8 protein-coding genes are annotated in these 12,283 nt (G+C 71.3%); 3 read left to right on the top strand and 5 right to left on the bottom strand.

The features are described from left to right. Nucleotides 1-2,103 carry a TPM domain-containing protein gene (locus tag ACZ7J0_RS20010; RefSeq protein WP_470889066.1) on the bottom strand — a complete coding sequence of 701 codons (2,103 nt, stop codon included), beginning with the start codon at nt 2,101-2,103 and terminating at the stop codon, nt 1-3. 127 nt (nt 2,104-2,230) lie between these two features. On the opposite strand from ACZ7J0_RS20010, the gene ACZ7J0_RS20005 reads away from it, so the two are divergent. Next, nucleotides 2,231-3,286, top strand: a complete 1,056-nt coding sequence (locus ACZ7J0_RS20005) for a glycoside hydrolase family 18 protein (protein ID WP_470889064.1) — start codon at nt 2,231-2,233, stop codon at nt 3,284-3,286. A gap of 90 nt (nt 3,287-3,376) precedes the next feature. On the opposite strand, the gene ACZ7J0_RS20000 is transcribed toward ACZ7J0_RS20005, so the two are convergent. The 4 genes from ACZ7J0_RS20000 to ACZ7J0_RS19985 all read right to left on the bottom strand — a co-directional run bounded on the left by ACZ7J0_RS20000 (nt 3,377) and on the right by ACZ7J0_RS19985 (nt 7,364). Further along, a complete protein-coding gene (locus ACZ7J0_RS20000; RefSeq protein ID WP_470889062.1) occupies nt 3,377-4,153 on the bottom strand; it encodes a succinate dehydrogenase/fumarate reductase iron-sulfur subunit in 777 nt (258 codons plus the stop codon). Next, a complete protein-coding gene (locus ACZ7J0_RS19995; protein ID WP_470889060.1) occupies nt 4,150-6,162 on the bottom strand; it encodes a fumarate reductase/succinate dehydrogenase flavoprotein subunit in 2,013 nt (670 codons plus the stop codon). The genes ACZ7J0_RS20000 and ACZ7J0_RS19995 overlap by 4 nt, the downstream gene beginning before the upstream one ends. A 1-nt stretch (nt 6,163) precedes the next feature. Then, nucleotides 6,164-6,994 carry a hypothetical protein gene (locus ACZ7J0_RS19990; RefSeq protein ID WP_470889058.1) on the bottom strand — a complete coding sequence of 277 codons (831 nt, stop codon included), beginning with the start codon at nt 6,992-6,994 and terminating at the stop codon, nt 6,164-6,166. 118 nt (nt 6,995-7,112) lie between these two features. Beyond that, nucleotides 7,113-7,364 (bottom strand): hypothetical protein, encoded by a 252-nt coding sequence (locus ACZ7J0_RS19985; protein WP_470889056.1) that lies wholly within the window; start codon nt 7,362-7,364, stop codon nt 7,113-7,115. Between the two features lie 305 nt (nt 7,365-7,669). Here ACZ7J0_RS19985 and ACZ7J0_RS19980 point away from each other — a divergent pair, with 305 nt between their 5' ends. After that, entirely contained in the window at nt 7,670-10,036 is a 2,367-nt protein-coding gene (locus tag ACZ7J0_RS19980; RefSeq protein ID WP_470889054.1) for an ABC transporter family substrate-binding protein, read from the top strand. A 313-nt stretch (nt 10,037-10,349) separates the two neighbouring features. Next, complete coding sequence (typA, locus tag ACZ7J0_RS19975) at nt 10,350-12,224, top strand: translational GTPase TypA (protein ID WP_470889052.1); 1,875 nt, start codon at nt 10,350-10,352, stop codon at nt 12,222-12,224. The last annotated feature ends 59 nt before the right edge of the window (nt 12,225-12,283 follow it).

The following is a 12,283-nucleotide window of genomic DNA, read 5'->3' as shown; positions in this document are numbered from 1 at the left end:
TCAGAAGCGGCCGCCGCCGCCCAGCCGGCCACGGGTCCCGCCGCCCCCGAAACTGCCCGGGCCGCCACCGGAGCCGCCACCCCCGAAACCCCCTCCGAAACCGCCACCGCCGAATCCCCCGCCATAGCCGCCTCCCCTTCCTCCGCCGAACAGTCCGCCGAGGATGATGCCGCCGAGCACCGCTCCGCCGAGCCCGCCGCCACCTCCCACCCCTGTTACACCGCCCGGCGCGTTCGGGTTCCCATAGGTGCGCACATCCTGCTCGGCGAGGCTCTGCGCCTGTCTGGCCAGCGCGTCCGCCTGCTGCGCCTCGGCCAGCGCGGTCCGCGCGTCCTCGGTGCCGGCCGACGCGCCGGCCCGCTCCAGCCGCCGCTGGGCCTCCGCCAGCCGCGTACGGGCCTCGCTGCCCACCGCGCCGCGATGGGTCGTGATGTAGTCACCGGCCGCGCCGACCGCCGAGCGGGCGGTCAACATCGCCTGATCGAGGAGCCCGCGCGCACGCCGCGAGCCCGATTCGCGCTCCCGCGCGCCGGCCAGCGCCTCGTCCAGCGCCGCATCGGCCTCCTCCACCCGGCGCAGCGCGTCGATCGGGTCGTACCTTCCGGCCTCCACCAGCCGACGCACGTCCGCGACGACCGACTCGGCCCGGGCCGCCCGGCCCTGAAGATCCGCCGTCGACGTCCCCTCCGGCGTGCCCTGGAGCAGTCCGTGGGCATCGGCGAGGTCGGCCTCGGTCTCGGTGAGCGCGCCGGGGAGCCTGCCGACCGCCTCGGCCAGCTCCCGCGCCCGCCGGTCGACGGCGTCGACGAGCCGCGCCGCCTGGTCGAGCGCCCCTTCTCCGGCCCGTACGTGCACCGCCGCCACGCCGTTGTCGCCGTCGTCGACGGCGCGGCGCGCCCGGCTCAGGTTGTCGGTCGCGAACACCAGCCGGCCCTTGGCCTGTTCGGCATGGCTCGCCACGGGCGAGGCCGCCGACTCGGCATACCGCTCCCGCATCGCGGCGAGCATCGCGGAGGCCGTGCCCGCCCGGCCGGTCAGCTCCCGCAGCGTGTTCTCGGCGGCGCCGAGGGCCTGCGGGGCGTTGCGCTCCAGCGCCCGCAGACGGTCGAAGTCCTCGGACTCGGCGTCCAGCCGTTCGTTCGCCCCGGCGCAGCGCGTGATGATCTCCTCGAGCATGGACCGCCGGGTCGCGTCGTCCTCCGGGTAGGCGTCGTCGAGCTGCTGTCGCAGCCGGAACGCTGCCGTCAGCTCCGCCTTCGCGAACCCGACGGCCTCGGTGAAGGGCTTCACCGCCTCGTCACCGAACTGAGCGGCCGCGAAACCCAGTTCCTCCTGGCTGGTGCGCAGAGCGTCGTCGGTGCCGACGAGCAGATGCCGGGCCTCCTCGTCGAGCTCGGAAAGGGATTTCGGCGCCGGTTCCCTCGGCGCGCCCCAGCCCTGTCCGCTCTGTGGGGTCGTACGGGTCGCGCTGCGGCGGCGCCGCTTGACGAAGGCGTACGCGGCGACCGCGCCCGCCCCGGCGACCACCACCACCGGCATGACCAGGTCCGACGCGGAGGCCCCGCCCCCGCTGCCCGGGTCGGCGGCGCCGGGTGTGAGGGTCGGCGTGGGCACCGGCCGCCCCGCGAGCACCGCCCCGAATCCGTCGGCGGCGCCGATCGCCGCGCCCGCCCAGTCGTTCTCCCGGAGCGCCGGCTCGATCGCGGTACGCGCCACGTCGTCGAGCTGCCCCTGGGTGAAGCGCGCGTCGGGGTCGGCGGAGTAGGCGTACTGCCGGTCGTGCGTGGCGACGGCGAGCAGCACATCGTCGACGCCGAACCCGTTGCGCGTCGCGGTCTCATCGGCCCAGCTCTGCGCCGAGCGCCCGGAGAAGTCCCGCACGTACACGACGAAGAGCTGCACGCGCCGGTCGTCGTAGAGCCGGTCCAGGGCCTGGGTGACGGCGGTCCTCCGGTCGCCGAGCGCGTCGACCATGTCCGTGACCTGCCCCTGGCCGGACAGCGTGACCGGGTCGTCGGCACGGGCATCGGACCCGGCGGGCGCGACCAGCCACCACGCCGCCACCAGCACGCAGAGCAGGATTCGGGTGGCTATTCGCGTCACATTTCGGAGGTTATGCCGGTAGATGGGCCTCCGCACCCGGGAAGTCACCGCCGATTCCGGAACCGGGTCACTGTCAGTAGCGACCTCTACGGTGGAGATCACTACGAGACAACTTCCGGGGGCCCCGATGACCGTACGACCGAGCGACGTCCTGCGACGCGCCCGCGCCGGGCTCGCGGGCCCGCGGCTGAGATGGCCGAGGCGGATCGCTCTGGCCCTCGTCCTGCTGCTGGTCGTACCCCCGCTCGCCGCGGCGGTCGCCCTGCGCGTGAACTACGCGGGCGAGCCGCGGGAGGGCACCAAGAGCCGGGGCAAGGACGCCGTCTGGCTCGGTCACGCCTGGGTCGACGGACGGAAGAAGGACGCCGACCTCGACGCTTTCGCCCGGCGGATCCGGGGGACCGGGATACGCGACCTGTACGTCCACGCCGGGCCGCTGGAGCACGACGGGACGCTCCCCGCCGCCCGCTACCCCCGCGCGCGGTGGCTGATCGGCGCCGTGCACCGCTCGATGCCCGGCATACGGGTCCATGCCTGGCTCGGTGACGTGCTGGCCACCGAACAGCCCGACGGGCTGCGGCTGGAGAAGACGGAGTCCAGGGCCGCCGTCGTGCGCTCGGCGCGCCAGGTCCTCGACGCGGGCTTCGACGGCGTCCACTTCGACCTGGAGCCGCTGGAGTCGGGCGACGCCCACTATCTGACGCTCCTCGACGACCTCGGCGAGCTGACCCGCGCCCGCAGGGCGCCGCTGTCGGTCGCGGCCCACCAGATCGACCCGCTGCCGGCGGCCCACGCGGTGAACGGCGCGCTCAGCGGCAGTGAGAAGTGGTGGTCGCAGCGGTTCTTCGGCGAGGTGGCCCGCCGGGTCGACCAGATCGCGGTCATGTCGTACGACACCTGGATGCCGCTGGAGGGCATGTACGGCGGTTACGTCGCCCAGCAGACGAGCCTCGCCCTCGAAGTGACGCCCGAGAACACCGACCTGCTGATGGGGTTGCCCTTCTTCCACGAGGACGACCTCGGCCACCACGAGTCCGCGGAGACGGTCGCCGCCGCGGTCCGCGGCACCCGGCTGGGCCTGGGGCGCACGGACCGCGACCGCGAGCGGTTCGGGGTCGCGCTCTACGTCGACTTCGCCGCGACGGACGCGGACTGGGAGGCGTACCGCAAGGGATGGCACTGACGTCGTCCACCGCCGCGCCGAGCCGGATCCCCGCCCGACCGCCCGCCCAACCACCCGATCGATCGCACGCCCCCCGACCGCCGGCGGCCGTCAGTCCGCCGGATCGCGTCGCCGGATCTTGTTGCCCAGCCAGACCAGCGGGTCGTACTTGCGGTCCACGGCCCGCTCCTTCAGCGGGATCAGCGCATTGTCGGTGATCTTGATGCCCTCGGGGCACACCTCCGTACAGCACTTGGTGATGTTGCAGTAGCCGAGCCCGTGCTCCTCCTGGGCCGATGCCTTGCGGTCGAGGCCCGCCTCGGCCGCCGCGTCCAGGGGATGCATGTCCAGCTCCGCGATCCGCATCAGGAAGCGCGGCCCGGCGAAGGCCGTCTTGTTCTCCTCGTGGTCACGCACCACATGGCAGGTGTCCTGGCACAGGAAGCACTCGATGCACTTGCGGAACTCCTGGGAGCGGTCCACATCGACCTGCCGCATCCGGTAGTCGCCCGGCTTCACCCCCTCCGGCGGGACGAACGCGGGCACCTCCCGCGCCTTCCGGTAGTTGAAGGACACGTCCGTCACCAGGTCACGCACCACGGGAAAGGTCCGCATCGGCGTCACCGTGATCGTCTCCTCGCGGGTGAAGACCGACATCCGCGTCATGCACATCAGCCGTGGCCGGCCGTTGATCTCAGCGCTGCACGAACCGCACTTGCCCGCCTTGCAGTTCCAGCGGACCGCCAGATCCGGGGTCTGTGTCGCCTGAAGGCGGTGGATGATGTCGAGGACGACCTCTCCGTCATGGACCTCGACGGAGAAGTCCTCCAGGCCGCCTCCGTCCGCGTCGCCCCTCCACACCTTGAACCGGGCCTCGTACGTGCTCACTCGTAGAGCTCCTCTTCGGCGAGGTACTTGACCAGCTCCTCCTTCTCGAAGAGGGAGAGCAGGTCGGGACGGATGGGCTCGGTGCGCTGCCGGACGAGTTCGATGTGGGCCGAGGCCGGGTCCTCGGGGGCGGGCTGGACCGGGCGGCACAGCAGGTTCACCGGGCGCCACTCGCGTTCCATCGCCGGGTAGTCCTCACGGGTGTGGCCGCCCCGGCTCTCGGTGCGCTCCAGCGCGGCCAGCGCCACGCATTCACTGACCAGCAGCATGTTGCGCAGGTCGAGGGCCAGGTGCCAGCCGGGGTTGAACTGGCGGTGCCCCTCGACGCCGGCCCGCCGGGCCCGTGCCCGCAGCTCGCCCAGCTTCTCCAGGGCGTGCTCCATCTCGGCCTCGCGGCGAATGATGCCGACCAGGTCGTTCATCGTCTGCTGGAGCTCCTGGTGCAGGGTGTACGGGTTCTCCGCGCGGGAGCCGGCGCCCACCCCCGCGCCGCTGCCGACACCGGCCTCCGAGCCGCTCGCCGCGCTCCCCGCCGCGCTCTCCTCCGCGCGGAACGGGGCCAGTGCCTCGGCCGCCGCCGCGTCGATCTCGGCCCCGGACACCGCCGGGCGCACCCCGAGGGCCGCGTGCTCGGCGGCGTGCAGGCCTGCCCGGCGCCCGAAGACCAGCAGGTCGGACAGCGAATTGCCACCGAGCCGGTTGGAGCCGTGCATCCCGCCCGCGACCTCACCGGCGGCGAAGAGCCCGGGGACCCCGATCGTGGCGGCGGTGTCCGACTCGACGGCGACGCCGCCCATCACGTAGTGGCAGGTGGGTCCGACCTCCATGGCCTCCGCCGTGATGTCCACGTCCGCCAGTTCCTTGAACTGGTGGTACATCGACGGCAGCCGGCGCCGGATCGTCTCGGCGGGCATCCGGGTCGACACATCGAGGAACACCCCGCCGTGTGGCGATCCGCGCCCCGCCTTCACCTCCGAGTTGATCGCGCGGGCGACCTCGTCGCGCGGCAGCAGCTCGGGCGGACGCCGGTTGTTGTCCGGGTCCTCGTACCAGCGGTCGCCCTCCTCCTCGGACTGCGCGTACTTCTCCTTGAAGACGTCCGGGATGTAGTCGAACATGAACCGCTTGCCCTCGGAGTTGCGGAGCACCCCGCCGTCACCGCGCACCGACTCGGTGACGAGGATGCCCTTCACCGACGGCGGCCAGACCATCCCGGTGGGGTGGAACTGCACGAACTCCATGTTCAGCAGCGGCGCCCCGGCGAGCAGCGCCAGCGCGTGCCCGTCGCCCGTGTACTCCCACGAGTTGGACGTCACCTTGAACGACTTGCCGATCCCGCCGGTCGCCAGGACCACCGAGGGCGCCTCGAGGACGAAGAACCGCCCCGACTCCCGCTCGTAGCAGAAGGTCCCCGCGACGCTCCCCCCGAGCCTGCGGCCGGAGGGGACCCCCCTCTCGCTTCGCTCGCCGTCCTTCAGCACCCGGGTGACCGTGCACTCCTGGAAGACCTTGAGCCGGGACTCGTAGTCGCCGGTCTCCTTGAAGTCCTCCTGCTGGAGCGAGACGATCTTCTGCTGGAGCGTACGGATCAGCTCCAGCCCGGTCCGGTCGCCCACGTGCGCGAGGCGGGGGTACTCGTGTCCGCCGAAGTTGCGCTGGGAGATCCGCCCGTCGGCGGTACGGTCGAAGAGCGCGCCCCAGGTCTCCAGCTCCCACACGCGGTCCGGCGCCTCACGGGCGTGCAGTTCCGCCATCCGCCACTGGTTGAGGAACTTGCCGCCCCGCATGGTGTCGCGGAAGTGCACCTGCCAGTTGTCCCCGGCGTTCGCGTTGCCCATGGAGGCGGCGATCCCGCCCTCGGCCATCACGGTGTGCGCCTTGCCGAAGAGGGACTTGCAGATGATGGCGGTACGGGCGCCCCGCTCGCGCGCCTCGATGGCGGCCCGCAGCCCCGCCCCGCCCGCGCCGACCACCACCACGTCCCACTGCTGCCGCTCGACTTGAGCCATGTCAGAAGATCCTCGGGTCGTCGAAGGTGCCGGTCGCGAGCAGGTACACGTAGAAATCGCACAGCGCCACGCTGATCAGCGACGCCCAGGCGAGCAGCATGTGATGCGCGTTCAGCCGGCCGACCCAGCCCCACAGCCGGTACCGCACAGGGTGTTTGGAGAAGTGCTTGAGCCGCCCGCCGACGATGTGCCGACAGGAGTGGCAGGAGAAGGTGTACGCCCAGATCAGCACGATGTTGATCAGGAAGACGACCGTCCCGAGCCCCATGTGCCCCCAGGCGTACGAGGAGTCGCGGAAGGCGAGCACGGTGTCGTAGGTCAGGATCCCGGCGACCGGCACGGCGGCGTAGAAGAAGTACCGGTGGACGTTCTGCAGGATCAGCGGGAAGCGCGTCTCGCCGGTGTACTTCTTGTGCGGCTCGGCGACCGCGCAGGCCGGGGGAGAGGCCCAGAAACCCCGGTAGTAGGCCTTGCGGTAGTAGTAGCAGGTCAGCCGGAAACCGAGCGGGAAGATCAGGATCAGCAGGGCGGGGGAGAGGCCCCACCAGCTGCCGAAGATCTCCCAGTTGGGCCCCCCGCGCATCGGGGCGCAGTTCTCCGCCAGACAGGGCGAGTAGAACGGGGAGACGTACGGGGCGGCGTAATAGTCGCTGTTCGCGAAGGCCCGCCAGGTCGAGTACACGACGAAGGCGAGGAGTCCGGCGGCGGTTACGGCGGGCGCGAGCCACCAGCGGTCGGTGCGGAGGTGGCGGGCGGCGATGGCGGCGCGAGAGGCGCCGTGCACACCGCCGCGGCCCGGAGCGAGGTCGGGTGGTTCGGTGCCTGTGGCCAACGAGGTCTCCCGTTTGATTTTGTGAGGCTCGGTTCGCCGCCGTGCCGGCGGCTCGGTTCGCCTCCGGGGCGCTGTGCGCGCCCCTTCGGCTCACTCGCCGTCGCTCGCTCGTCCGGGGTCAGGGCGCGTGGCGGTCCCGGGCGCCGAGGCCCTCGTCGTCCGTGTCCGTCCACAGCGCGCTGTTGTACGGGGCGTCCGGGATGGTCACCAGCGGTTCGGGGCGGCCCCCCGACGGCGGTGCCGACGGTGGCGACGGCGGGGACAGGGGGGTGCCCCGCTCCTCCGCGATGCTGCGCTCCAGCTGTCCGACCGTGCGGACCAGGTCTTCGAGGCAGCGCTTGACCGCCGTCAAATCGTCCTGCAGGGACATGAGTTGCCCTCACTTCCGCGATGGCGGGTGGCAAACACGCGCCTGAGAGTGTTGCGCTTCACATCCCCCGTTGTGAAGCCATGTGCACGGATTCCACTCGTCTGGGGGCGCGGTTCCGGCTCGTTCGCCTCCGGCGCGTTCAAGGGTCCGGCGGCGGCTGCCCGGCCCCGTTGGGCCGCACGGGTGGCATTTGTGGGCCGTGTCGCCGTGTCGCCGTCACCGGGCCCGATCTGTCCTTTTCAGTGTATGAGCAATAGGTGTGATCATCTCTAAATTCCACAAACCAGGACGAAGAGGTACAAGTCATGTACCAGGCCGGCGCCCCTCGCGGGAGGACATGCTCCCGGACCCCCCGCTTCCGCACACTCCGCTCCGTCGCGCTGCTCACCAGCGGGGTCCTCGGCGTCTCCGTACTGGCCGGCTGCAGCTCCGGCGAGGACGAGGGCGGCGCCGTGGCCGCCCCCCAGGACATCGCACCGGCCGCCCGCGAGCGGGTCGCGGACGGCGGCACCCTGCGCTGGGCCGTCGACACGACGCCCACCACGCTCAACGCCTTCCAGGCCGACGCCGACACCACGACCTCCCGGGTCACCGGCGCCGTGCTGCCCGCCCTCTTCACGCTGGACGCGCGCGGCCGCCCGCAGCGCAATCCCGACTACCTCGAATCGGCCGCGATCATCGAGCGCGAGCCCAAGCAGGTCGTCCTCTACAAGCTCAACCAGCAGGCCGTGTGGAGCGACGGCCGGGAGATCGGCGCCCCCGACTTCGTCGCCCAGTGGCGGGCGCTGAGCGGCCGGGACACCGCGTACTGGACCGCGCGCAACGCCGGCTACGAGCGGATCCAGAAGATCGAGCGCGGCGCGAACGACCTGGAGGTCCGGGTCACGTTCAACAAGCCGTACGCCGACTGGCAGTCCCTCTTCACCCCGCTCTACCCCAAGGACGTCATGGGGACGCCGGCCGCCTTCAACGACCGCGCCCGGACGAAGCTCACCTCCACCGCAGGACCGTTTCAGCTGAAGGCCCTGGACATGAAGACCGGCACGACGACGCTGGTGCGCAACCCGCGCTGGTGGGGGCAGCCCGCCAAGCTCGACTCGCTGGTCCTGAAGACCGTCCCCCGCACCGGCCGCGCCACCGAGCTCGCCAAGGGAACGGTGGATCTGGCCGAGATCGACCGCGACACGGCGGAACGTATCGCCCTCGCGGCACGGGACAAGGGCGCCGGCGGACAGGCGCTGACCCATGGGCCCGGCGCCGCCATCGCCCCCTCGGCCGCTCTGCGGTCCTGGGCGCTGGCCCACGGCTCCAACCAGGCGCAGGCGGAGATCGTCAAGGCGGCCCGGCAGAAGAACCAGGAGGCCATCGCCCAGTACGCCACGGAACAGCGGGCCCTGCACGGCTATGTGGTCCGCAAGTCGCTGGAGCCCGCGTACACGCAGCTCGCGCTGAACGGGGAGTCCGGCCCGCTCGCCGACGAGCGGGTGCGCCGGGCCGTCGCCCGCGCGCTGGACCGCAAGGAGCTCGCGGAGGCGGTACTGGCCCCGCTCGGACTGCCCGCGCAGCCGCCCGGCAGCCACCTGGCCCTCGCCGGGCAGGCCGCGTACGCCGACAGCAGTGACGCGCTCGGCGAGCAGGACACCAAGGAGGCGCGGGCGCTGTTGGCCGACGCGGGCTGGACGAAGGGCGGTGCCGGCGAGCGGGCCGGCACGAAGGCAGGCGGCGAGGCCGGGGCCAAGAAGACGGGCAAGGGCGCCGGGTCCACCGGTGAGGCCACCACGCAGGACAAGGCGAAGAAGAAGGAGAGCGACACCCCCTCCGACGAGGGTCTCTACATCGTCGGTGACGACAAGCCGGGCGAGGGAGTCGAACCGCTGATCGGTGGCCAGGAGCCGGGCACCACCGTTCTGGCGCCGGCCGCCGGCGCCGCGCTGCAGAGCGTCGCGCTGCTGCGCCAGGCCCAGGAGATGGAGGCCGAGGCCGACGGGGCGCCGGGTGCGGGGGCCAAGGTCGCCGCCGGTTCCGACAAGGGCGTCGCCGGCGCGTACGCCCCGCGCGGCACCGCCGCCCCGGCACCCGGAGCCGCGGCTGCCGCCACGGGCCCGCTCGGCAAGGGCGGCAAGCCGCTCACGCTCCGCTTCGTCCTGCCGTCCGGCCCTGGCTCCGAGGCGCTGCGCACCGTCGGCGACAAGATCGTCGGGATGCTCGACCAGGTCGGCATCCGCACCACGATCAGCAAGGTGCCCGACGACAGCTTCTTCAAGGACCACATCGCCGCGGGCGAGTACGACCTGGCCCTCTACTCCTGGCCCGCGACCGCCTTCCCGGCGACCGACGCCCGGCCGATCTACGCCAAGCCCGAGCCGGCCAGTGACGGCTCGCTCCTGGTCGAGCAGAACTACTCGCGCGTCGGCACCGACCGCATCGACCAGTTGTTCGACCAAGCGGTCGGTGAGCTGGACGAGAAGACGGCCAGGGACCTGGTCCGGCAGGCCGACGCCCGGATCTGGGCCGCGGCCGGCTCCATTCCCCTCTATCAGCGGCCCCAGCTGGTGGCGGCGAAGCCGTCGCTCGCGAACGCCGGCGCCTTCGGCTTCGCGACCCCGCGTTACCAGGACATCGGGTTCAAGAAGCCCGAACCCGCCAAGGGTGCGCAGAACCAGAAGAAGTAACCGGTCCCTTCCTCCGGGGACCTCTGCCGGACCCTGTCGGAAGCGACGAACCTGCAGGTCAGAACCTCAAGAGCAGCTCAATTCCCTTGCCCGCCGGCGACCCCGGCGGGCAAGATCGCGACTGCCCTTGACCCGGGCGCTCGACGCACCCCCAGTGCACCCCTGAACACCTCACGGATCGGGCCGGGAAGCCTCTCGCACGAAGGCCCCGTACCATAGGAGGTAGCCGTGGCGCGTCCGCCCGGCGGGCGACGGAGGACCGAGACTCTCTGCGACGCCTGATCCCACGATCCGAGAGAAGCGCAAGCCACTCATGCCCACGCGCCACGACATCCGTAACGTCGCCATCGTCGCCCACGTCGACCACGGCAAGACCACCCTGGTCGACGCCATGCTCAAGCAGGCCGGCGCCTTCGCCGCGCACGCTGCCGAGTCCCTCGACGACCGCATGATGGACTCGAACGACCTGGAGCGTGAGAAGGGCATCACGATCCTGGCGAAGAACACCGCCGTCAAGTACCACCCGAAGGATGGCGGCGACGTCATCACGATCAACATCATCGACACCCCCGGCCACGCCGACTTCGGTGGTGAGGTCGAGCGCGGCCTGTCGATGGTGGACGCGGTCGTCCTCCTCGTCGACGCCTCCGAGGGCCCGCTGCCGCAGACCCGCTTCGTGCTCCGCAAGGCGCTGCAGGCCCGGATGCCCGTCATCCTCTGCATCAACAAGACGGACCGCCCGGACTCCCGGATCGACGAGGTCGTCAACGAGACGTACGACCTGTTCCTGGACCTGGACGCGGACGAGGACCAGATCGAGTTCCCGATCGTCTACGCCTGCGCCCGTGACGGCGTCGCCTCGCTGACCAAGCCGGAGGACGGCACCGTCCCGGCCGACAGCGAGAACCTGGAGCCGTTCTTCTCCACGATCCTGGCCCACGTCCCGGCCCCGGAGTACGACGAGTCCGCGCCGCTGCAGGCCCACGTCACCAACCTCGACGCCGACAACTTCCTCGGCCGTATCGCGCTGTGCCGCGTCGAGCAGGGCGAGCTGCGCAAGGGCCAGACGGTCACCTGGATCAAGCGTGACGGCACGCAGCAGAACGTTCGCATCACCGAGCTGCTGATGACCGAGGCGCTCACCCGCAAGCCGGCCGAGAAGGCGGGCCCGGGCGACATCTGCGCCATCGCCGGTATCGGGGACATCATGATCGGCGAGACCCTGGCCGACCCGGAGAACCCGATCGCGCTGCCGCTGATCACGGTCGACGAGCCGGCGATCTCCATGACCATCGGTACGAACACCTCGCCGCTCGTCGGCAAGGGCGGCAAGGGCCACAAGGTCACCGCCCGCCAGGTGAAGGACCGCCTGGACAAGGAGCTGGTCGGTAACGTCTCGCTCCGCGTCCTGGACACCGAGCGCCCCGACGCCTGGGAGGTCCAGGGCCGTGGTGAGCTCGCGCTCGCCATCCTGGTCGAGCAGATGCGCCGCGAGGGCTTCGAGCTGACCGTGGGCAAGCCCGAGGTCGTCACCAAGCAGGTCGACGGCAAGACGTACGAGCCGATCGAGCGCATGACGATCGACTCGCCCGAGGAGCACCTCGGCGCCATCACCCAGCTGATGGCGACCCGCAAGGGCCGCATGGAGACGATGACCAACCACGGCTCCGGCTGGATCCGCATGGAGTGGATCGTGCCGTCGCGCGGCCTCATCGGGTTCCGTACGGAGTTCCTGACCCAGACGCGCGGCACGGGTATCGCCCACTCCATCTTCGAGGGCCACGAGCCGTGGTTCGGCGAGCTGCGCACCCGTAACAACGGTTCGCTCGTCGCCGACCGCTCCGGTTCGGTGACCCCGTTCGCGATGATCAACCTGCAGGAGCGGGGTGTCATCTTCGTCGAGGCCGGCACCGAGGTCTACGAGGGCATGATCATCGGTGAGAACTCGCGCTCCGACGACATGGACGTGAACATCACCAAGGAGAAGAAGCTCACCAACATGCGTGCGGCTTCCGCGGACAACACCGAGAACGTGGTGCCGCCGCGCAAGCTCTCCCTGGAGCAGTCGCTGGAGTTCTGCCGCGACGACGAGTGCATCGAGGTGACCCCGGAGACGGTCCGTATCCGTAAGGTCGTCCTGGACCAGAAGGAGCGCGGCCGCACGGCCTCGCGCGCCAAGCGCAACTAGTTCCCACCCGTCGCACCCCCGCTCAGCAGGGGCTGACGTCACGTCAGCGCGACACCTAG

The sequence above is a fragment of the Streptomyces sp. NPDC038280 genome, from assembly GCF_055600045.1.
Note: the sequence above shows the minus strand (reverse complement) of the source record. Positions and strands in the feature narration are given on the sequence as shown.

Bases quoted from the DNA above. Each gene is read 5' to 3' on its own strand.
- ACZ7J0_RS19980 (WP_470889054.1), top strand. From the start codon at position 7,670: ATGTACCAGGCCGGCGCCCCTCGCGGGAGGACATGCTCCCGGACCCCC.
- ACZ7J0_RS20005 (WP_470889064.1), top strand. From the start codon at position 2,231: ATGACCGTACGACCGAGCGACGTCCTGCGACGCGCCCGCGCCGGGCTC.
- ACZ7J0_RS19995 (WP_470889060.1), bottom strand. From the start codon at position 6,162: ATGGCTCAAGTCGAGCGGCAGCAGTGGGACGTGGTGGTGGTCGGCGCG.
- typA (WP_470889052.1), top strand. From the start codon at position 10,350: ATGCCCACGCGCCACGACATCCGTAACGTCGCCATCGTCGCCCACGTC.
- ACZ7J0_RS19985 (WP_470889056.1), bottom strand. From the start codon at position 7,364: ATGTCCCTGCAGGACGATTTGACGGCGGTCAAGCGCTGCCTCGAAGAC.